This is a genomic window from Pedobacter frigidisoli, assembly GCF_004331675.1.
Lineage (GTDB): Bacteria > Bacteroidota > Bacteroidia > Sphingobacteriales > Sphingobacteriaceae > Pedobacter > Pedobacter frigidisoli.
The window spans coordinates 558,852-581,754 of record NZ_SJSN01000001.1 but is presented as its reverse complement, the minus strand read 5'-3'; the positions used below and the strand labels follow the sequence as shown (position 1 = coordinate 581,754).

18 protein-coding genes are annotated in these 22,903 nt (G+C 36.7%); 12 read left to right on the top strand and 6 right to left on the bottom strand.

Annotated features, from left to right (window positions below; genetic code table 11):
* Position 1 precedes the first annotated feature (1 nt).
* The 4 genes from EZ449_RS02510 (at position 2) to hisS (ending at position 5,518) form a co-directional block, all read left to right on the top strand.
* The gene (locus tag EZ449_RS02510; RefSeq protein ID WP_131556370.1) at positions 2–745 is read left to right on the top strand and encodes a LytR/AlgR family response regulator transcription factor; all 744 of its coding nucleotides are present in this window, start codon (positions 2–4) and stop codon (positions 743–745) included.
* A 328-nt stretch (positions 746–1,073) separates the two neighbouring features.
* The gene (locus tag EZ449_RS02505; RefSeq protein ID WP_131556369.1) at positions 1,074–1,673 is read left to right on the top strand and encodes a LytR/AlgR family response regulator transcription factor; all 600 of its coding nucleotides are present in this window, start codon (positions 1,074–1,076) and stop codon (positions 1,671–1,673) included.
* A gap of 120 nt (positions 1,674–1,793) precedes the next feature.
* Positions 1,794–3,998 carry a beta-N-acetylhexosaminidase gene (locus EZ449_RS02500; RefSeq protein WP_131556368.1) on the top strand — a complete coding sequence of 735 codons (2,205 nt, stop codon included), beginning with the start codon at positions 1,794–1,796 and terminating at the stop codon, positions 3,996–3,998.
* Between the two features lie 128 nt (positions 3,999–4,126).
* Positions 4,127–5,518, top strand: coding sequence for a histidine--tRNA ligase (gene hisS, locus EZ449_RS02495; RefSeq protein WP_131556367.1), 1,392 nt, complete (start codon positions 4,127–4,129; stop codon positions 5,516–5,518).
* A gap of 117 nt (positions 5,519–5,635) precedes the next feature.
* Here hisS and EZ449_RS02490 read toward each other — a convergent pair whose 3' ends face one another.
* Complete coding sequence (locus EZ449_RS02490) at positions 5,636–6,367, bottom strand: class I SAM-dependent methyltransferase (RefSeq protein WP_131556366.1); 732 nt, start codon at positions 6,365–6,367, stop codon at positions 5,636–5,638.
* 174 nt (positions 6,368–6,541) lie between these two features.
* Here EZ449_RS02490 and EZ449_RS02485 point away from each other — a divergent pair, with 174 nt between their 5' ends.
* Positions 6,542–7,849, top strand: coding sequence for an MFS transporter (locus EZ449_RS02485; RefSeq protein WP_131556365.1), 1,308 nt, complete (start codon positions 6,542–6,544; stop codon positions 7,847–7,849).
* A 333-nt stretch (positions 7,850–8,182) separates the two neighbouring features.
* On the opposite strand, the gene EZ449_RS02480 is transcribed toward EZ449_RS02485, so the two are convergent.
* A complete protein-coding gene (locus tag EZ449_RS02480; RefSeq protein ID WP_131556364.1) occupies positions 8,183–8,563 on the bottom strand; it encodes a VOC family protein in 381 nt (126 codons plus the stop codon).
* Positions 8,564–8,690: 127 nt separating this feature from the next.
* On the opposite strand from EZ449_RS02480, the gene EZ449_RS02475 reads away from it, so the two are divergent.
* The 6 genes from EZ449_RS02475 to EZ449_RS02450 all read left to right on the top strand — a co-directional run bounded on the left by EZ449_RS02475 (position 8,691) and on the right by EZ449_RS02450 (position 15,723).
* Positions 8,691–9,971, top strand: coding sequence for a replication-associated recombination protein A (locus EZ449_RS02475; RefSeq protein ID WP_131556363.1), 1,281 nt, complete (start codon positions 8,691–8,693; stop codon positions 9,969–9,971).
* 57 nt (positions 9,972–10,028) lie between these two features.
* The gene (locus tag EZ449_RS02470; RefSeq protein WP_131556362.1) at positions 10,029–11,501 is read left to right on the top strand and encodes a DUF5687 family protein; all 1,473 of its coding nucleotides are present in this window, start codon (positions 10,029–10,031) and stop codon (positions 11,499–11,501) included.
* A 2-nt stretch (positions 11,502–11,503) separates the two neighbouring features.
* Positions 11,504–12,196: an ABC transporter ATP-binding protein gene (locus EZ449_RS02465; RefSeq protein ID WP_131556361.1), complete on the top strand. Its 693-nt coding sequence runs from the start codon at positions 11,504–11,506 to the stop codon at positions 12,194–12,196.
* A gap of 174 nt (positions 12,197–12,370) precedes the next feature.
* On the top strand, positions 12,371–13,048 hold the full coding sequence (locus EZ449_RS02460) for an OmpA family protein (RefSeq protein ID WP_205942923.1): 678 nt from the start codon (positions 12,371–12,373) through the stop codon (positions 13,046–13,048).
* A gap of 126 nt (positions 13,049–13,174) precedes the next feature.
* Positions 13,175–14,806, top strand: coding sequence for a glycoside hydrolase family 43 protein (locus EZ449_RS02455; RefSeq protein WP_131556359.1), 1,632 nt, complete (start codon positions 13,175–13,177; stop codon positions 14,804–14,806).
* 125 nt (positions 14,807–14,931) lie between these two features.
* Positions 14,932–15,723: a rhamnogalacturonan acetylesterase gene (locus tag EZ449_RS02450; RefSeq protein WP_131556358.1), complete on the top strand. Its 792-nt coding sequence runs from the start codon at positions 14,932–14,934 to the stop codon at positions 15,721–15,723.
* A gap of 55 nt (positions 15,724–15,778) precedes the next feature.
* Here the strand turns inward: EZ449_RS02450 and EZ449_RS02445 are convergent, their stop codons facing one another.
* The 4 genes from EZ449_RS02445 to EZ449_RS02430 all read right to left on the bottom strand — a co-directional run bounded on the left by EZ449_RS02445 (position 15,779) and on the right by EZ449_RS02430 (position 20,707).
* Positions 15,779–16,213, bottom strand: coding sequence for a carboxymuconolactone decarboxylase family protein (locus tag EZ449_RS02445; RefSeq protein ID WP_131556357.1), 435 nt, complete (start codon positions 16,211–16,213; stop codon positions 15,779–15,781).
* A gap of 290 nt (positions 16,214–16,503) precedes the next feature.
* Complete coding sequence (locus EZ449_RS02440; RefSeq protein WP_131556356.1) at positions 16,504–17,073, bottom strand: Crp/Fnr family transcriptional regulator; 570 nt, start codon at positions 17,071–17,073, stop codon at positions 16,504–16,506.
* Between the two features lie 50 nt (positions 17,074–17,123).
* Positions 17,124–17,906 carry a GLPGLI family protein gene (locus EZ449_RS02435; RefSeq protein ID WP_131556355.1) on the bottom strand — a complete coding sequence of 261 codons (783 nt, stop codon included), beginning with the start codon at positions 17,904–17,906 and terminating at the stop codon, positions 17,124–17,126.
* Between the two features lie 5 nt (positions 17,907–17,911).
* On the bottom strand, positions 17,912–20,707 hold the full coding sequence (locus EZ449_RS02430; protein WP_131556354.1) for an outer membrane beta-barrel family protein: 2,796 nt from the start codon (positions 20,705–20,707) through the stop codon (positions 17,912–17,914).
* 146 nt (positions 20,708–20,853) lie between these two features.
* Here EZ449_RS02430 and EZ449_RS02425 point away from each other — a divergent pair, with 146 nt between their 5' ends.
* Positions 20,854–22,668: a DUF4153 domain-containing protein gene (locus tag EZ449_RS02425; protein WP_131556353.1), complete on the top strand. Its 1,815-nt coding sequence runs from the start codon at positions 20,854–20,856 to the stop codon at positions 22,666–22,668.
* The last annotated feature ends 235 nt before the right edge of the window (positions 22,669–22,903 follow it).

The following is a 22,903-nucleotide window of genomic DNA, read 5'->3' as shown; positions in this document are numbered from 1 at the left end:
AATGAGGGCGGTTTTAGTAGATGATGAGCTGGCAAATTTAGAAAACCTGCAGGTTTTGTTGGCCAAAAACTGCCCCGAGGTTAAGGTTGTGGCCATTGCCAGCAACATTGATGATGCCTTTGAGAAAGTGAATCTGCACCGCCCTGATTTACTTTTTCTCGATATTCAGATGGGAAAAACCACTGGTTTCGATTTGTTAAATAAGCTCTCCAAAAAATCTTTTGAAGTTATTTTTGTAACTGCTTACGATAATTACGGCATTCAGGCAGTAAAGTTTGCGGCCTTGGATTACCTGCTTAAACCAGTCGACCCTGATGAATTAATAACTGCTGTTTCGAAAGCGGAAGAACGAATTAAAGGCAAGATTAATGGTGAGCAATTAAATTTTTTGCTTAATCAAATTAAACAAACAGAGCCAAGCATTCCAAAAATCGCACTGCCCCAGCAACATGAAATACGCTATGTTTCGGTTGATGATATTGTGCGTTGCATGGCCGATAATACCTACACCTTTTTCTATTTATCAAGTGGAGAAAAAATCTTAATCTCTAAGCCATTAAAAGAATATTCAGATTTGTTGAAACCACAAGGTTTCGTTCGAGCACACCAAAGTCATTTGGTTAACCCGAAGTTCGTTAAAAGCTGGCTCAAGGAAGATGGCGGGATGTTGTTGATGAATAATGGCGATAAAATTCCCGTTTCGAAACCGAACAGAGAAATGGTAAAGTTGGTATTGGGGAAGTAGCACCATGCAAATTCGTTTTCATGGGGATAGTGATTCTCATTAATCTTCCGTTAATCCTCAGCGTAAGCCTCTACATACTCATTTGTTATTTCAAGTAATGTGGACTGCAGCTATTTTTACTGAATATTAAATGTTAGTATTATTATGAAAAAATTGCTACTCACTTTATTCTTCATTGTTTTTTATTCTGCGCAGGCATGTTTTGCTATGTCTATTGGTTTACCTGAAATATTTTTACTTGGTCTTGCCAGCTTTGTAGCAATAGGCTTTATTCTAGCATTAATTTATCTATGTTTATACCTATTAAAAAGATCTAAAACTTCTAGAAATGAGAAATAAAATCGTGGTGGGATTAATTTTCATAATAGCTTTCAATATTCAAATCGCAAACGCAGCTTTTATTGGCACTCCTGAACTCATTATTCTTTTAATCGTTGGCGTTTTTACCTTAGCTTTTTTTATTGGAATTCCCTTATTAATTTACACATTAGTAAAGCATAGAGGTATTAACCCTAATTCAGTAAAAATTAATATTACTCAACCAATTCCTTACAAAGAAACTTTTTCGACCACAGATACCGAATTTAGAAAAACGGATCAACAAAGTGCTAAAATTGCACTTCCTCTTCAATATGAGATTCGGTATGTTTCTGCAGATGAAATAATCAGATGTGAAGCCAATGATAATTACACAAATTTCCATCTAATTGACAGTGAGAAAATCTTAATCTCTAAGCCATTAAAAGAATATTCAGATTTGTTGAAACCACAAGGTTTCGTTCGGGCACACCAAAGTCATTTGGTTAACCCGAAGTTTGTTAAAAGCTCGCTCAAGGAAGATGGCGGGATGTTGTTGATGAATAACGGAGATAAAATTCCCGTTTCGAAACCGAACAGAGAAATGGTTAAGGCCGTTTTGGGAAAGTGATTTAAAGGAAGCCTGCATCAAGGCATTGGGAAATTATTGAAAATTGAACAAACGTTTGACTTAAATTCGTATTCTTTATTTTCATATTTTGCTGTGTTTAAACTTCTTCAATCACTCAAAATGAAAAATTGCTGTAAACTTTTTATTCTTCTATTGTTCCTAATTTGTAACCAGCAAATCAGCTTCGCTCAATTAAATATTATTCCCTTACCGGTAAATATTAAAGAAAACGGCAATAAATTTAAAATTGTTTCCGGTACAAAAATCTTCTACCAAAAAGGATTAAAAGAGCAGGCTTTATTACTTGCTTCCGCATTAAGTCCGGCAACAGGTTTCGATTTTGAAGTGAAAGAATCTGTAAATGCTGTAGCGGGAATCTTCCTGCATCTTGGCAAAAAAGATGGAAACAGAGAAAGGTATCAACTCACAGTAAATTCATCAAAAGTCAACATTAGCGGAAAAACCGGTGCCGGTGTTTTTTATGGCATACAAACCTTGTTGCAAATGCTGCCGCCAGAAATTTATAGTCAACAACGTAAAAGGAATAAGATTTGGGAATTGCCTGGTGTAGAAATTAGAGATGAACCATCTTATGTTTGGCGTGGAATGATGCTGGATGTTTCGAGATATTTTTTTAGTAAGGAATACGTATTGAGGTATATTGATATGATGGCAATGTATAAAATGAATACACTACATTTTCATTTAATTGATGATTCTGGCTGGAGATTGGAAATTAAAAAATACCCAAAATTAACATCAGTTGGCGCCTGGAGGGGTGAGGGAGCTGAACGTACAGGCGGCTATTACACACAAGAAGACATTAAGGAAATGGTGGCCTATGCTGCTTTGCGAAACGTAGAAATTATTCCCGAAATTGAGTTGCCCGCACACACCTTATCCGCATTGGCCGCTTACCCATATTTGGGCTGCATTGGTAAAAACTACGAAGTACAAACTCAACACTCCATAAGTAAAGAATTGTATTGTGTTGGGAAAGAAAGCACTTTCGAATTTTTAGAAGATGTATTTAAGGAAGCTGCAGCACTTTTCCCATCAAAATATGTCCATATTGGAGGAGACGAAGCCGTTTATACGCGTTGGGAAGCCTGCCCGTTCTGCCAAAAACGTAAGGCAGATTTAAAACTCGAAAAAGAAAGCCAACTGCAGGTTTACTTTAATAAAAGAGTACAAAAAATGCTGAATAAATACGGTAAAACTATTGTTGGCTGGGATGAAATTATTGATGACGGGCTCACTGAAAAGTCCGTGGGAATGATTTGGGCCAAGCCCGAAAGAACGCTTAAAGCAGTAGCGGCAGGGCACGATGTGGTCATATCCCTAACAAAATTTTTGTACTTCGATATGCCTGAGGCTTTTTTACCCGGCGAAGTTCAGGCAGCAAGCTGGGTGGGTGCTGTGCCCATGGAAAAAGTTTACCAGCTTAATCCTTTGGTAAATAATTTGGATGAAAAATATAGGTCGCAGATTTTGGGGGCATCAGGAACCATGTGGGCCGACCAGTTTATACACGGAACCAAATTGCCAGAAATGGCGCCTTTGAATGAAAATCGCTCGGAAAAATATTTTGATTATTTAACATTACCTCGTTTAAGTGCCTTGGCAGAAGTAGTTTGGACGCCTGCTGAAAAACAAAATTGGAACGACTTTCAAAACCGGATGCGTAGCCAATATAATAAATACCAGCAAGCAGGCTTTGGTTTCCGATTGCCTCAACCCAAAGTGATTAGTCAGCAAAAAATGGATGATGGTTATTTAGTTAAGGTAGAGAATTTGGTTGATGGAGCACAAATAAGATACACTAGTGATGGAACTTATCCAAATGCGTATTCTAATATTTACAGCGAAGCAGTTAAGGTTAAAAACTTGAGCGATTTTTATGCCATCACGGTTCTTAATCGTGACCAATATTCACTGCCCCTATTTTTCCCCGAAAATTACGACCGTTTTAAAAATCTGGGCTTATTGCTAACCGAGTGGAAATCAAACAAAATCGTAACGAATGAATCTGTTGTGCTGGATATGAATGCAACCGGTAAAATTGACCAAAATGGAAAATATACCATCACATTTCAACCTGTTTCTGGGAACTCATCACTTGAAATTCAGTCTGTTGCTATTTATAAAAACGGGATTAAAATTTCTGAAGACAATACAAAAAGTAGCGCAGGATTGCAGAAAACCTCATCTTATCATTTTCAAATTGATAATTACGAAACAGGAGCAGAATTCAGAATTAAGGTTGGCTTAAAAGGTATTGATGGCAACGATACTAATGGCGCTGTTTTTATTAGAAGAGAATAATGATTCGTTTTTTTGTTATCTGTTCTGTTTTCGTCATTGCAATTACGACCGCTTTTATCTTTGTGCTCTTCGTGTCTTGGTGGTAAAACATCTCTGTGGTTAATAAACCTTTTTGTACTTTTGCGGCTATGTCAGTTATTAAACCCTCATTAGCAAAAGGTACACGCGATTTTACGCCTGTTGAAATGGTGAAACGCAACTTTATTTACGATACCATTAAATCGGTTTTCAGGAAATATGGTTATGCAGAAATTCAAACACCAAGTTTTGAAAACCTTTCTACCTTAACGGGAAAGTATGGTGATGAGGGCGATAAATTGATTTTCAAAATTTTGAATAGTGGGGAATATTTGAAAGACGCTAAAAAGAAATCTTTCGACTTTGCTGAGGAAGAAAACAGTAATAAACTAATTCCATTAATCTCTGAAAAAGCCCTCCGCTACGACCTAACCGTTCCTTTCGCTCGTTACGTAGTCATGCACCAAAACGAAATCACTTTGCCTTTTAAGCGTTTCCAGGTTCAGCCAGTATGGAGAGCCGACAGACCGCAGAAAGGTAGATACCGTGAGTTTTACCAATGCGATGTTGATGTGGTAGGTTCAGCAAGTTTATTAAATGAGGCAGAATTTATCCTGATTTACAATGAAGCTTTGGCCAAATTGGGTTTAAAAGATTTCACTGTAAAAATTAATAATAGAAAAATTCTATCGGGCATCGCCGAGATTATAGGTAAACCTGATTTGATTATTGACATGACTGTTGCCATCGATAAATTGGATAAAATTGGTTTGGACGGCGTGAGTAAAGAATTATTAGATCGTGGTTTTACAGAGGATGATTTAGAAAAACTTCGTCCTGTAATTTTGTTGGAGGGAACCAATGAAGAAAAACTGGCAAGCTTAAAAGAAGTTTTAACAACATCAGAAACTGGTTTAAAAGGCATTGCCGAAATTGAGCAGGTTTTCGAATATGTAGAAAGTTTGATTTCCTACGGTTTACCACTTACAGCAAAACTCGAGTTAGATATCACACTGGCTCGCGGCTTAAACTATTACACAGGTTGTATTTTTGAAGTTAAAACCAATGAAGTTGCGATGGGCAGCATCGGCGGCGGCGGTCGTTATGATGATTTAACAGGCATGTTCGGCTTAAAAGATTTAACAGGAGTAGGTGTTTCTTTTGGAGCAGATCGTATTTACGATGTGCTGGAAGAACTGAATCTTTTCCCTTCATCAGCAGAAATCGGAACGAAAGTTTTAATCAGTAATTTCGATGCGGATGCAGAAAAATATGCATTACCAATCTTGCAGCAATTCAGAAATGCAGGCATTGCAGCAGAGCTTTATCCATCATCAGCGAAGCTGAAAAAGCAAATGGCTTATGCCGATGCGAAGAATATTCCTTATGTAATTTTAATCGGCGACGATGAAATTGCAACCGGCGAACTAACATTAAAAGATATGCAAAGCGGCGAGCAGAAAAAACTGACGGTTTTAGGTATTCTGGATTTGTTGAAATAATATTAACCGCAAAGAGCGCCAAGTTTTTCGCAAAGAAACGCAAAGCTGGGAGCATTAATTAAGCACCTAACTTTGCGTTTCTTTGCGGTTTTTCTTCTTTTCCTTTGCGGTTAAACCCTACTTCCCAATCCGTAACAAAATCGGGAAGTGCACATCCTTAACTGCATCATCTCCCCAAGCTTCTTTCAGTTCCGTAAACATATATTCAAGTGGGTTTCTATCATTCGCTTTTTTATAATGTTGCAATGATGACCAGGTATTCAAATAGCCAATCATCTGGTTGAAACTCCACGAAGTTTTAATCTGGAAATGCGGTGCAATAATTTCCTCAAAAGGAAAAGGAATCGTTTTATAGCCCTCTTCGATATACCTGCGTTCGCTGTCCCAGTATTTCCCAAGGATATCTTCGTATAATTTATGAATCGCCTTATCTACCTTTTTATCAATAAACATTACACCGTAACCAATAACTGCCAAAATTCCATCAGGCTTTAAAGTTCTTTTTACTTCAGCATAAAAAGCATCGAAGTTAAACCAATGGATGGCTTGGGCAACTGTAATTAAATCAAAACTATTATTTGGAACATTGGCTTTATCTGAAGATTCTACCTGATAAACTACATTTGGCAGTTTCAGCGCTTGGCTTAATTGTTTCTCGCTGATATCGGTCGCGTAAACACTTTGAAAATGTTGCGCTAAAACTCTTGCAACTTGTCCGTTTCCTGTAGCGCAATCCCAGGCCGCCTCCTTATTTTTAACCAATGTGAAAAGGTAATCATAAAGTTCTTGCGGATAGGTTGGGCGATAAATTGCGTATTCGGCTGCCTGGGTAGAGAAATTATCTTTCATGTTCTAATGACTGAGTTTTGAATGAGAGAATGAGTGATTTTTCATTATGTTCTTGTAAATTCCCAATTCACCCACTATATTACAATCAACCAATTTAAATATTTTAAACAATACAAGGGCGATTTGTTTTGATTCATTCATTCAAAATTCACTCAACCAAGCATCTCATTTATCATGAATCAATCCGCAAACGATTTTACGCCAAAAGAAATAGATGAAGTAAAGTACAGGCTCAAATCTATTTTTGGCGGTTCGGTTGGTAATCTTGTAGAATGGTACGATTGGTACACTTATTCGGCTTTTGCTTTATATTTCTCGCCAGCTTTTTTCCCGAACAGTAATCCCACAGCCCAGCTTTTGGATACCGCAGGGATTTTTGCTGTAGGCTTTTTAATGCGCCCGATTGGCGGTTGGCTTTTTGGAAGCATTGCTGATAAAATGGGAAGAAAAAAATCGATGACACTTTCCGTTTTGATTATGGCGATTGGTTCGCTAATTATTGGTTTAACGCCAGGATATAACCAAATTGGTGTTTTTGCACCACTGCTATTGGTTTTTGCTCGATTAATTCAGGGTTTGAGTACAGGAGGTGAGTACGGAACTTCGGCCACTTATCTGAGTGAAATGGCAACCAAAAAACATCGTGGTTTTTATTCGAGCTTTCAATATGTAACCTTAATCGGCGGACAATTACTGGCGCTTGGCATTCAGTTAATTTTACAAAACTGGCTTTTAACACCAGCCGAACTTCACGATTGGGGTTGGCGAATTCCATTTTTTATTGGTGCAATTCTTTCCTTTATTGCCCTTTATTTACGAAGACATATCGATGAAACCGCTGCATTTAAGAGTAAAAATAAGGATGAAAAAAAGGGAGGAATTAAAGTACTGCTAACCTATCCAAAAGAGGTTTTTACTGTTGTAGGTTTAACTTTGGGTGGAACAATTGCTTTTTACACTTTCAGTACCTACATGCAAAAGTTTCTGGTAAATACGGTTCACCTCAGCAAAGAAACCTCAACAACATTATCTTTTATTTCACTTTTGGTTTTCGCAATTATGCAGCCTTTATTTGGTTTATTATCTGATAAAATTGGAAGAAAACCCTTGTTAATTGGCTTTGGTGTTTTAGGAACTTTATGTACGGTTCCAATTCTAACAGGCTTGGCGAGCGAAACGAATACCACGATTATTTTCTTGTTGATGATTGGCGCACTCATCATCGTTAGTGGTTACACAAGTATTAATGCTGTGGTTAAAGCGGAGCTATTTCCAGCAGAAATCAGGGCTCTGGGAGTGGGTTTGCCTTACGCTTTAACTGTTGCCATTTTCGGCGGAACTGCAGAATATTTAGCATTGTGGTTTAAGAATATCGGTCACGAAAATTACTTTTATTGGTATGTTACAGCTTGTATTTTGATTTCACTCGTTTTATATACTACAATGAAAGACACGAAACACCATTCGAAAATAGAGGACTAACCTAGCTAGATTTTTGCTCTTAGGTTATGCGATATATAATTCCCCTCTTTTAGAGGGGTGTCCGCAGGACGGGGTGTTTATTTGTCCTGGCCTGACAGCTTTTTCTTTTGACAACAAAAGACATACGAAGCAAGCTTGAACACCGCTGAAAAAATATAAGCAAGTGAAAACACAAAATTGCCTGCTTAAATTTTTTGTATTTAAGTCAGTGGATTGGATTAGATAATGCAACCCAAAAAATTTGTTAGGCAGGGATTGAGCTGAACGAAGATTTAGTACTAGGGCTTAGCTGGATGAAAATGCGTAGAGCAATAAATTTTGATTAGCAGTCAGTTACAAATAATTACTTACCTCAATCAAATTGCAATCAGGGTCGCGGAGGTAAACAGAAACAATCTTGCCGTTTGCACCTGTTCGTTCAACAGGGCCCTGTTCAATTTCAATTCCGTTTTGGTTTAATTCATTAATAACATCCTTAATCGGAAAATCCGTAATAAAGCATAAATCGGCCGTGCCTGGCATAGGCTTGTATGCTTTAGGTTCAATTTCATTTCCAAATTGATGCAGATTGATTTTTTGATTACCAAACTTCAATGCTTTTCGGTTTTCGCCAAATCCGATTATTTCCATGCCCAGCGCATTTTTATAAAATTTGCAGGTGTTTTCAATATTTGCAACAGTAAGTACAAGGTGGTCTAAATTTTTAATTTCCATAGCTTTATAGAACTAAGCTTTTAACTAATTGTTTTAGTTTGGATTATTGTTCGAAATTGAGTTTTCGATATTTGGTTAGTATCAACAATCTTCCTCCAAAATAACCATTTTTTATATATTTACCATTATGCAAAACCAAGCACCATTAGCCGAAAGAATGCGCCCCCAAAATTTAGATGAATATGTGGGGCAAAAACATTTGGTTGGTGTGGGGGCGGTGTTGCGCAAGGCGATAGAAAGCAGTCAGCTGCCATCGATGATTTTCTGGGGACCGCCAGGTGTTGGAAAAACTACATTGGCGTACATTATTTCTCAAACTTTAGACAGACCCTTTTTTAACTTGAGCGCCATTAACAGCGGCGTAAAAGATATCCGTGAGGTAATTGATAAGGCTGCGGCTTTAAAAGATAGTTTCTTGGGTTTGCCCATTTTGTTTATTGATGAGATTCACCGTTTCAGTAAATCGCAGCAAGATAGTTTGCTTGGTGCGGTAGAACGTGGTTTGGTAACGCTCATTGGTGCCACTACAGAAAATCCATCATTCGAAGTGATTTCCGCTTTACTTTCCCGTTGCCAGGTTTATATTTTAAAATCTCTAACCGAACAAGAGCTTGCGGGTTTATTAAAAACGGCGATTAAAAAAGATGCAGTCCTTGCTGAAAAAAATATCACCATTAAAGAACACGAAGCTTTAATCCGCCTTTCAGGAGGCGATGCCCGCAAACTTTTGAATGTTTTAGAAATTGCGGTTAACGGAATTGGTGGCGAAAAAATCACTTTGACCAATGAGAACGTTCTCGCTCATGCACAGCAAAATTTAGCACTTTACGACAAGGCTGGCGAGCAACACTACGATATTATTTCTGCTTTTATTAAATCCATCCGCGGTAGCGACCCAAATGCTGCGGTTTATTGGCTGGCCAGAATGATAGAGGGTGGCGAAGACCCTTTATTTATTGCCCGAAGACTATTGATTTTATCATCTGAGGATATTGGGAATGCCAATCCAAATGCGCTGCTGCTTGCCAACAATTGTTTTACCGCAGTTAATGTAATCGGTTATCCTGAAGCACGGATTATTCTATCGCAATGCGTAACTTACTTGGCGAGTTCAGCAAAAAGCAACGCGTCTTACGAAGCCATAAATCAAGCACAGGCTTTAGTAAAGCAGACAGGAAACTTGCCCGTGCCATTGCACATTCGTAATGCGCCAACAAAGTTGATGAAGAATATTGGTTACGGAAAAGATTATAAATATTCGCATGGTTATGAGGGGAATTTCGAGGCGCAAGAGTATTTTCCCGATGAGTTGAGCGGAACCAAACTTTACGACCCTGGTAAAAATCCTGCAGAGGAAAAGCTTCGTGAAAAATTAAAACAAAATTGGAAAGATAAATACAATTATTAGTGTAACAATTCATCCCCACTGGCAACTAATTAAAAGAACTAAAACCTAAAACTACATATGCTGAGTACATTTTTAAGCCATCAAAGGAAATCTTTTTGGCGATCGCGAAACAGAGGTGGTAGCATTGCTGCCCAGGTTGTGCTGGGTTTTTTCATGCTTTATTTCTTAGCTGTTGCTGTTGGAGTTGGTTTTGGAATGACCATTTTCCTGCCAAAGATCTTTCCAAATCAAGATATTCTTAAAAGCTTCAACGGAATTATCCTTTATTATTTTGCACTCGATTTTTTAATGCGATTGCAACTGCAAGAATTGCCAACGCTAAGTGTTATCCCATATTTGCATTTAAGGATTCCCAAAAGTAAAATCATCAACTTCTTAAACGTTAAGGCACTTTTTTCTGCATTTAACCTTTGGCCGTTTTTCTTATTTTTTCCTTTCATTTTTATCGAAATTGCAGATGAGTATGGTGCCTTTGCCACAATAATGTACGTCGTTTCTATACTTTCCATAACCGTTTTTAACAACTATTTAATTCTTTACATCAAAAGGAAATCGATAACCAATGTACTTTACAGTTTAGGTGGCCTAATCCTAATTGCAGTTTTTGCTGCGTTAGAATATTATAAGATTATTTCGTTAATGTCTGCTTCTGATTATGTTTTCAGGGCCATTGCCGAGCGACCATATTTGGGTTTTGGTTTCACTTTGGCAACGGTGGCAGTATTTTATATTAACTCAAATTTTTTAACTAGCAATTTATATATTGAGGAGCTTGGATCTAAACAAGAGAAAAAAGTGAGTACAGACTACGCTTTTTTAAATCGTTTTGGAAAAGTTGGAGAGCTTGCCGCCTTGGAATTAAAGTTGATTATTCGCCACAAACGACCACGAAACTCGGTTTTAATGGGTTTTATCTTCCTTTTTTATGGCTTCCTTTTTTACAAGCAGCCAATGATAGATTCTGATTCTTTTGGAAGAATGATTTTTGCAGCGATTTTCATGACGGGAATTTCAATTATTACTTATGGACAGTTTATGTTTGGGTGGCAAAGTGCGCATTTCGATGGGTTGTTAACCAATAAAATAAACCCCAAGGATTTTATAAAAGCAAAGTTTCTGCTCTTTACCATTGCCTCAATTGTAATCACTTTATTGGCGAGTTTCTATGGTTTTATGAGTCCGAAGTTGCTGCTATTGCACTTGGCGGCCTTTTTGTACAACATTGGTTTTGGAACAGTGATGGTTTTATACTTCGCTACTTTAAATTATAAACGGTTGGAGATCAACAAAAGCGCCAGCTTTAACTGGCAAGGTGTGGGCGCAACACAATGGATCTTGGGTTTTCCTTTCATTCTGCTTCCAATTTTAGTTTACGTGCCTTTTGGTATTATGGATAAACCATACTGGGGCTTATTTGCCGTTGGATTATTTGGTTTGATAAACTTACTGATGCGTGGTTTCTGGGTTAATTTCATCACAAAAAGATTTGAACAACAACGTTATAAAATAGCCGAAGGCTTTAGAGAATAATTATGATTTTAGAAGTAAAAAATTTGAAAAAGGTTTATGGCGACAAAACTGTTGTAAACATTGAGCACATCCAAATAGAGCAAGGCGAAACCATTGGTTTAGTTGGTAATAATGGCGCTGGTAAAACCACGTTCTTTCGTATGATTTTAGATTTAATTCGCCCAACAGAGGGTGAGATTTTATCCAAGGGAGAGAATGTAATGCAAAGTGATAATTGGAAAAATTATACTGCATCATTTTTGGATGAGGGTTTTTTGATTGATTATTTAACACCGGAGGAATATTTCACCTTTATTGGAAGCTTAAATAATTTAGGTGTTGCAGATGTTGCTAATTATTTAACCCAATATGGGGAATTTTTTAATGGGGAAATTTTAACTAGTGGAAAATATATCCGGGATTTTAGTAAGGGAAACCAGAATAAGGTTGGTATAGCTGCAGCGCTGATGCAAAAACCAGAGTTATTAATATTAGATGAGCCATTTGCCAACCTCGATCCAACTACTCAAATTCGTTTGAAAAAACTTTTAAAGGAATTTCCTGGCAACATGACCACTTTTATCTCAAGTCACGATTTAAACCATGTTACCGATGTTTGTAGTCGCATTATTTTGGTGGAAAAGGGAAAAGTAATTAAGGATTTCAAGACCGATGAAAATACACTAAAAGAGTTGGAGAGTTACTTCTCAGCCTAGTTTTTGTACTAAGAATGATACATTTAAAGCGCTCGGTTTTCTCTGAGCGCTTTTTTTTTGATCAAAAAATATTCTTTTTAGCGCTAAACAGTGAAAATTTCAAGAAAATCGTTTTTCAATCTTTTTTGGCATCGTGTTTGAATACGAACGGTAGAATTATAAATCTAGATTATTATGAGTATTTCAAAAGTAAGAATAGCAACATTAAGTATAGGATTAGCGGTAGGTTCAATGGCATTCCAAAGTTGTGATAGTTTAACTAAAACACAAAAAGGTGCTGGTATTGGTGCTGCTGCCGGTGGTGTAATTGGTGCATTAATTGGCAAAAAAGCTGGTAACACAGCAGTTGGTGCTTTAATTGGTGGCGCTATTGGTGGTACGGCTGGAGCTTTTATTGGTCGTAGGATGGATAGACAAGCAGCCGAAATTCAGAAAGCAATTCCAAATGCAGAGGTTATTCGTGAGGGTGAAGGTATTATTGTAAAATTTGATAGTGGTATTTTATTCGATTTCGATAAAACCGCATTGAAAGATGCCGCTAAAACAAACGTTCAGAGTTTAGCTTCATCATTAAACCAATATCCAGATACAGATATCAAGATTATTGGTCATACTGATAGCCGTGGTACAGAACAATATAATATGGGTTTATCTGAAAGAAGAGCAGCAGCTGTTAAAGCTTATGCGGTTTCTCAAGGTGTACCAGCATCAAGATTGGTAACTATTGGTAAAGGTTTTGCCGAGCCAATTGCAGATAACGAAACTGACGCAGGTCGTACAGCTAACCGTCGTGTAGAAATTGTAATTGTTGCTAACGATGCATTAAAAGCTTCAGCACAAAAACAAGGATAGTATTCACAAATTCCCTCTACCTATGAGGTCATTATATGTCCAACCCCGATGCGAAACATCGGGGTTTTTTGGTTATATTTCCATTGCAATGGCGGGTAGGCTATTCCAAGCAAATATTATATAAAAATGAAATTTATATTCCATTCTATTCTCGTCTGTAGCCTTTGCCTAAACAGCTTTGCTCAAGCGCCAAAAACAAATTATATATCTAAGGTTTGGGTTGCCGATCAAGGCAATGGAACTTATAAAAACCCAATAATTAATGCCGATTATTCAGATCCTGATGCCATTCGTGTAGGCGATGATTTTTATATGATTGCATCCAGTTTCGATGCCATTCCAGGCTTGCCAATTCTGCATTCAAAAGATTTAGTGAACTGGAAAATAATCGGTCATGCGTTAAAACGTCAGCCACCATTTGATCATTTTGAGAAAACACAACATGGAAATGGCGTTTGGGCACCCTCAATCCGTTACCGAAACGGTGAGTTTTATATTTATTATCCAGATCCTGATTTCGGAATTTACCTTACCAAAGCAAAAACAATTACTGGCGAATGGTCTGCACCGAAATTAGTTGCGGCAGGCAAAGGCTTAATTGATCCTTGTCCGTTTTGGGATGAGGATGGAAAAGCTTATTTGGCTTATGCTTACGCTGGTAGCAGGGCTGGAATTAAAAGTGTTTTGGCCGTTATGCCACTTACAGCTGATGGTTCGAGAGCGACTGAAACGGGAAGAATAGTTTATGATGGCCATGAATTAGACCCAACAATTGAGGGGCCAAAAGTATATAAGCGAAATGGTTATTATTATCTATTTGCGCCAGCGGGAGGAGTTTCTACAGGCTGGCAACTGATATTAAGAAGTAAGAATATTTACGGCCCTTATGAAAGAAAAGTGGCGATGGATCAGGGGAAATCGACTATAAACGGGCCTCATCAAGGCGCTTGGGTAAACACACAAAATGGCGAAGATTGGTTTTTGCACTTTCAAGATAAGGATGCTTATGGAAGAGTGGTGCATTTGCAGCCAATGAAGTGGATAAACAATTGGCCAGTTATTGGCATTGATAAAGATGGCGATGGCATCGGCGAACCCGTTATCACTTTTAAAAAACCGAATGTTGGCAAGGTTTATCCGATAGAGACAGCTGTTGAAAGTGACGAATTTGGAGCTGCTGATTTAGGTTTGCAATGGCAATGGCAAGCAAATCCGCAACCCACGTGGCTATTTACAGATGCCAATAAAAGCGTATTAAAACTTTATACCACCAAAATGCCCGACGATGCTAAAAACCTGTGGGATGTACAGAATCTATTGATGCAAAAATTTCCTGATGATGAATTTACGGCGACAACCAAGGTTACTTTTAAGCCTAATCCTAAATTAGAAAATGAGCAAATAGGTTTGGTGGTGATGGGTAGGAGTTATGCGAAAATCAGTATCAAAAGTAAAAAGGACGGATTGTATATTGTTTATGGGGTTTGCCAAGGTGCCGACAAAGGCAAAGCGGAAAATGAGAAAGAGATCAATAAGCTTAAATCAGGAACCATTCAATTGAGGGTTAAGGTTTCCGAAGGTGCAAAATGCCAATTCAGTTTTAGTGAGGATGGAATAAATTTCACCAATGTAGGCGATGAATTTCAAGCTACAGCGGGGCAATGGATTGGTGCAAAAGTCGGGATTTTCGCAATAAGAGATACGCAAACCAATGATTCTGGTATTGCAGAATATGATTGGTTTAGAATTGACAAATAATTTTTTCTATTAGGTTATAAATTAAACCTATCGGTTGGTGTCTCAGCGACCGAAACTATAATACATTATCAAGACCAGAATAACATAAACTTGGTTGGTGAGACACCAACCAATAGAAATAAATTATGAAAAAACACAAATTTACTATCGCAATATTTGGCATCGCTATATTATTGATGTCATTCATCTTCAAACCAAAACCAGTTAACGTTTACCTTATTGGCGATTCTACGGTTGCAGATTACACTCTCGAAAAGGATTACATGCAAAAGAAATATCCTATTACAGGCTGGGGACAGGTTTTTCAACAATTTCTAAAAAAGGAAAATCTTAAAAATCTGCATAAACTTATAAAAAGCGATAGTGCTTTAGTGATCGATAAAGCAAAAGGAGGTAGAAGTACGCGGTCTTTTTTTGAGGAAGGAAGATGGAAAGAGGTTTTGGAAACATTAACGAAAAATGATTTGGTGCTGATCCAATTCGGGCATAATGATGCCGCAAAAGATAAACCCGAGCGTTATGTTGACATTCCTGGTTATAAAGATTTTTTAAGGATGTACGTTAAGGAAACTAGGGCAAAAGGTGCTATCCCGATTTTGATTACACCTGTAACCAGAAATTATCCTTGGAAAGATGGGAAATTGGGCAGTGCGCATGGTGAATATCCACAGGCAGTTAAAGATGTAGCCAAAGAAATGAGTGTTCCAATTATTGATTTGACATCGCTTTCTGCAGCATTCTTTACCTCAAAAGGAAATGAATTCGTTACTAAAAATTATTTCATGAATTTAGATTCTGCTAAATACGAAGCTTATCCCAAAGGACAAAAAGACAACACTCATTTCCAGCCAGACGGCGCTAAGGAAGTCGCGAGAATAATTTACGACGAGTTAAAGAAAATCAACAAGTCATATTAAAAATAACAAAGGCACTAATTTATTCTTGGCGATCTTAGTGCCTTTATGATCAAGTTTATCCAACCATTACTTTTGCGGTAATTGCAAGTCTGTTCCAAGCATTAATGGTTACAATAGCCATAATAATTTGTGATAATTCCTGTTCATTGAAAAAGCTCGACGCTGTTTTATAAGTCGCATCAGAAACATGGTTTGTAATTTGGGTTACTTCTTCTGTTAATGCTAAAATGGCTTTCTCTTCTTCTGTAAATAAGGTTGTTTCTCTCCATGCATTTAAAAGGTAAAGACGTTGTTCCGTTTCACCCATTTTACGGGCGTCAGTTGAGTGCATGTTTAGGCAAAAGGCACAGCCGTTAATCTGTGAGGCTCGCATTTTTATTAGCTCTAAAAGGATTGGATCTACCTTACTAGTCGAAAGATATTTTTCTAAACCATACATGGCTTGATAAGCTGCAGGTTCTACTTTTTGAATGTTAATTCTACTTTCCATGTTATTGTTTTTTGATTACGATATAAAGGTCGGGATACGATGGAGCAAAAAACTTAATGTAGATTAAGAAAAGGTTTTAACTGTTAATGTTTTTGGGCACCTTGCTGTATAAGGCGATCGTCATTGCGAGAAACTATTCTTCATAGTTTCGTGGCAACCTCATTGCGGCTATCATTGTTTACAAATAGGAGGTTGCCACAATCATTACCGATGAAAGATCGGAGAATGATTTCGCAATGACGACCGACTTATTGCAATTGTAAACTTGTATGTGTGTAAAATTTGATGTTCTATTTCTTCGCCCTAATCTTACTCAGAAACTCTGGCGTAAAACCCAAATACGAAGCAAGCATATATTGCGGAATCCGTTGCACAAACTCTGGAAATAAACTATTAAAATGGCGGTATCTTTCCTCAGCAGTAAAGCTGTACAAAAACATAATTCTCCGTTGCGAAGCTTGATGGTTTTTTTGTAAAATCAATCGGAAATATTTTTCAATTTTTGGGAGCCTCTCAAACATTTCGTCATAGCGGTGTTGCTCAATGGCAATCACTCGCGTGTCTTCTGCAGCTTGCACAAAAAAATCTGACGGCTTTTGAAATAGGAAACTTGTAAGATCGGTTATCCACCAATTTTCAATGGCAAATTGAGTAGTTTGTTCTACGCCTTTAATATCGATAAAGTATAGCCTTAAACAGCCTTTAACAACAAAATAATTGGATCGGCAAATCTGCCCTTGTTCTAATAAAAAAGCTTTCTTCTTAAATAAAAAAGATTTGAGCATCGATGCAAGAATTTCTCGTTCATCGTTACTCAAATCTACAAATGTATTAATGTGGTTGTAAAGTGCGGTATACATTCAAATTTTATAACTAAGCTAAATTAAGCATAATTATAATAATGAAATGGTTACAAGGAAAATGCTTTAAAAATTGGATGTGCATATTCTCCCCAGTTTTTCATTGCCGAAAGAAGGATCGCTTTTAAACCTTTATTATCTGTCGGTTTTCCTTTAATTGGAGCTGCTAAATCTTTTTCTGGCACTGTAGTTTCGGTTACCTTTGTAGCGAACCAAGTCACATTTTCGTGCGGTAGCGCCACGCCTAAAATCATTCCGGGCAAACCCGTGAAAGATTCCGGACCACCTGAAATGGCAATTTGATTGGAGTAATAGGCAACCACATAAACCGAATCCATAATAATGGCATTTGCCCTGCGGCATTCGTAACCAGCAATATCACGGGTTTCGTCGGTTATTTTCCAATTTATTTTGCGTACGCTATCCTTAACCAGATAGGTATCTTCATAAACATTTTTTTGGGTAACACTACTTTGCGTATCGAAATTAGTTGCAATAGTATTTTTTAAGTCTCCTAAAACATCGGTACTTAACCAATTGTTGCTCATAGTTTCCTCAACAGTTGGCCATTTATATAAACTTTTATCTTGATTAAAATTCAAGGTACTTTTGGATACTTTAAACTGTGGATTATTTTTCTTGTACTGATCAAAAGCCTGATTCATGTAAGTTTCATTATCCTTATTGATCTTTTTCTTAATCAAGGCATACATGTTTGATCTTTTTTCAAATTCGATAACACCATTTTGTATGAAGTGAACGTTTTGCGCTTGCAAGCTTTTGCTGATGAAAATAACAGCAAATAGGGTAATATATTTAAATGTAGTTTTCATGATCATTATTTTGAAGTTTTAAGTCCGCCGCCCATTTTGTTAAAATCCCAAATTACCGAGAACATAAAGTAGCGCATAATTGTGGTGTAGCTACTTTGCGTGATATTTCCGTTGTATGCTGTCCGATCGAAACCAACATTTTGATTTAAAATATCATTTACCGTGAGCATGAGTTTAAGGTTGTCTGATTTTAAAAACTTTTTTGTTAACGATGTATTCCAAAGCAAACGTTCAAAAGTTTCGTTAAAGGTTTGCGTTTTCCCTCTAAATTCGTATTGGGCGTCAGTTGATAGCGAGAATTTACCAGGAAGTTGAACATTTCCAGAAGCATAACCATTCCAACCCCAGCCATCACTATTACCAAAGTTACCAATACTCGCCCTTGAAACATTATAGGTTGGGCCAGAATTGATGTAGAAGCTGTATTTTTTCTCCACGTATTTATTTAAATCTATACCAAGATTATAGCTATAGTTTTTGGTATTATTTAATTCGTTGTTGATATAATTGTATGATGAATTACCATTGGTGCTCAAATTAAGACCTGCATTTAAATCAATAACATTTATCTTTCTGCTGGATTGTGCATATACAGAGAAGCTTTTAGCCATCCTGTCGTTAATGTTCACTGATTTATAACTGCTTCTGCCGGTTGAAGCATCGGTGATTACATCACTCACAATCGGATTGGCTGTAAAACTATATGATCCACTCAACCAGATGGATTGATTCGTTAATACTTTGTATGAATTGTAGTTCGCGTTGAAATTACTTCTGAATGATGGTCTTAAATCTGGATTACCCAATGAAATATTCAATGGATCTGTATTTACTCGAATCGGTTGAACTTGATCTAATGATGGTTGATTTGTATTGCCATTATAACTGATTCTAAAAGATTTTTGTTGAGAGAATCGATATTGATACGAAGCCTGTGGCATATAATTCACAAATTTTCGGTCGTAGGTTTTGTTATTGTACAAATCGGTTTGTTTGAAATTTACGCCGCTAAATTTTGAACCGAAATTGATCACGGTTTTGCCTTTTTTATAGTTAAAAATAGCTCCACCCTGATTGATAACCTGATCCAATTCATAATCATTACTAAATTCTCTATCTAAAATATCGTAGTTTCCATTCGCTGATTTATTAAATGATTTACGATCTGATTTGCCATTCATCAAACTCAGGCCGTAGTTTACAATAACGGTCATTGTTTTGGTTAATGGTTCAGTATAAGCCAAATTTGATTTAAAAGCGTTGTTGGTAATATCATTAACTTTATATTGATTGATTAAACTATCTCTTCTGCCTGTCGTTTCATAAAAGCTGTTCTCTGAATTTAAATAGCCATCACTATTACTTTTTGTAATGGCCTGATTTAGGTTTAAAGATAAAGTACGGCCTTTTTTCTGAAATCTCTTGCTAAGCAAAGCATTCGCATTAAACATTTGTTCATCCACTTTATTAATTAGCGTTCTTTTGGTGGTATTTAATAAGCTATCACGTCCATCTTTACTTGAGGTAGTATAGTCATTAAATGTATTGCTATTTTTCAAGGTTCCATCAACATTTACTTTTAAGGTAAGTGTCGAATCTAGTTTTACTTCATAAGTAGCATCCAACTTTTGCCTAAACATATCATTATCATTATACTGATCAGATACGTTATTGATTACGCCAGAACTCAAGTTGTTTTGGCTGATGGTATTTCGATCGCCTTTAACCCTAATAGAACCTATTTTATAATTGGTGTTTAGCGATTCTTTGTCTTTATTCCATTTGCTGTCGAAATGTAAACCACCAGTTCGGGCAACAGGAATTCCTTGACCGTTGTATTGACCATCATAACTATCGAAATCATCGGAGCCACTATTGCTGAAATACATTCCGCCATCGTCCGTCATGGTCATGTTACCAGAACCACCGTATTTATCTCTATCATCCCAACCTAAACCTACGGTTCCGTTATTGCCTAAGATGCCATAAGCAGAGAATTTTTTCTTGCCCCAAAATTTGTTGAACATGAATTGGCCGTTATAATAATCGTCAGTTCCATAACCGCCTTGCGCTTTTCCGAAATAGCCGTTCTTTTTATCTTCTTTTAATTTTACGTTAAGGGTTTTGGTTTTTTCGCCATCATCAATCCCGGTAAAACTCGCCTGATCGCTTGCTTTATCGTAAAGCTGAACAGATTCTACCATATCAGCACGTAGGTTTTTGGTTACCAAAGTTGGATCATCTCCAAAAAATTCCTCTCCATCAACCAATACCTTTTGCACAGCTTTGCCCTGTGCAGTAATTTTTCCATCTTTATCCACTTGGATACCCGGAAACTGCTTAATTAAATCTTCCACTTTTGAGTTGGGCTCAATATTAAAAGCTTTCGGATCAAATTCAGTAGTGTCGCCTTTAATTTTGATAGCATTTCGGTTTCCTTTGACGATAACATCGGCAAGGATTTTTGCCATTCCAGTTAAGTTAACCTTTCCAAAATCCTTAACCTGAGTGGTAGAATCTAAAGTAAAATGATCAACAAAATCCGCATATTTTGGATAGGAAACCAACAAGATGTATTTTCCATTTTTAATTCCATTAATCTCAAAAGCTCCATTTTCTGCAGCTCTGGTGAACTTTACCAACGTAGAATCTTTTGCATTTAAAACAGCAATAGAAGTTCCCGCCAACAGGGTTGTAGAAGTGGTATCTATCGTTCTACCTTTAATAATATGCGGTGTTTGCGCCTTCACGTTAGCCGAGATGAAGATTAGAAAGCACACTGAGAGTAGTAGTCTTTTCATGAAATAGGATTTGGTTTTGTTTGCCTCTAATATAAAACTAATATTTTAGTTGCTTAAGGTTTTAACTTTATTTAACAAAATTGTTATGTTCAGGTACAAACTTGATTATGTAAAAAAAGCCTATATATTTAAGAAAAAATACGCTTATGAAGCTACCATCAGTACAGCATCTTTACCAAGGATTAATCACCGTAATTAAGCGCTTTCCGGTTCAATCGATATTTATTCTTTTAGCAACTTTATCTTGGGGTTATTACATTAATATCAGCGATTACGATGATAATATCAATAACCAAAGCCTTCAGGATTTGCTGATTAAGATTGTGGTTATCTGTAACCTGGGCTTAACTTTAACGCTGGCTTTAGATTTGTTAGCAGAAAAACGCGGATTTAAAACCTCTAAAAAGTGGATAATGAGATTGCTGTCGGTATTTTTTTGCCTATTGCTTTTCTTCCTACTTAACCCAACCGAATACTTTTCAGATGCGGTAAAAATTGCCTTGCTTGCTTTTGCCTTTCATTTATTTGTGGCCTTTTCTCCATTTATGGATCATGGGAATGTGAATGGGTTTTGGCAATTTAATAAGGTTTTATTTTTACGGTTTTTAACCGCGGCACTTTATTCAGTTGCCTTGTATGCTGGTTTGGCCATTGCTTTGGTAGCTATTGATGGTTTATTCGGGGTAGAAATTCGTTGGAAAGTTTACGTAACGGTGTTCGCTGTTATTGCTGCAGGTTTTAGTCCGATATTCTTTTTGGCAGGCGTACCAGCAAACTTTGTTCAACTCGAAGAAGATTCGACTTATCCGAAAGGGTTAAAAATATTTACCCAGTTTGTGCTCATTCCATTAATGACCATCTACCTGGCCATTTTATTATTTTATGAGGTTAAAATCATCGCCATTTGGTCGCTTCCAAAAGGCCTGGTCTCGAGCCTAATTATTGGTTATTCGGTGTTCGGCATTTTATCATTGCTGCTAATCTACCCCATGAAAGAAAAGGAGGGAAATAGCTGGATAAAATTATTTTCACGGTTTTTCTACATCATGCTTTTCCCCTTAATCGCATTACTTTTATTGGCTGTTTGGAAACGTATTGGCCCTTATGGAATAACAGAAAGCAGGTATATATTAGTTGTAGTAGCACTTTGGCTGTTGGGAATAACCTGTTATTTTCTAATCAGTAAAAAACAGAACATTAAAATTATCCCGATTAGTTTGGCCATTTTATCATTGCTTGCAGTTTATGGTCCACAAAGTGCATCGACTGTTTCTAAATATTCGCAATTAGCAAGATTAAAGAAGGTTTTTAATTCTAAGAAAGTAGAAGACTTGAAAGAAAAACCATTAATCGTTAGGTATTTGGTATCTAGACATGGACTAAAAACGCTTCAAGGTTTTACAAACAGAGATTTAAAAATGGTGGAGTTAAACATCAACAGTAAGAAGAATCTCTATCGATATTCAAGAAATGAAGCAAAAGTAGATTCTGCACTTTCCATTTTAAAAGTTAAAGAAAATGGCGACTATCAAAGAGAGGTTCAATATACTTTTGTTACATCGAACGGTGAACTGGTCAATATAAAAGGATATGATTTTTTGCTAGCGCTTAATGGATATGAAAGCCTTACCGAGCAAACATTCGAAGGAATAAAGATTAAGATTGAAAAGATTGAGGACAACAAAAATATTGCAATTAACATCGATAATAAAAATGTAATCAAAATTGATATAGTACAGGCTTTCGATGAAATGGTAATCCTGGCAAAAGCCAATAAATTAAAAACTTCATCAAAAAATAATGAATATGTTTTGCCTGAGAATAAGCTCTCTTTCTCTAAAACTATAGGTAAATATGAATTTACCTACTTGGCAAATCGAATCACTGGTAATGATAAAAGAACGGAATCACGCTATAGATGGCTAAATGCAGATGGTTTTTTACTAATTAGAAAGCTTTAATTGCTAATTTTTTACACAATATGGAGGATGTTTTCGAAAGAGAACATCCTTTTTTTATGGAGTTACAAAATATGAAACATTTTTGGTCTAGATTAAATTGGCGTTCGTCTAGCATAATCTTGGTATGGTATAATACAGCGTTTTCCGCTGAAACGTTTTTGATGTCTTATCGTCTTAATTACAAAACAACCTAATAATTAGGGATTTAAAAAAAAGATTTATAAAACATAAAATA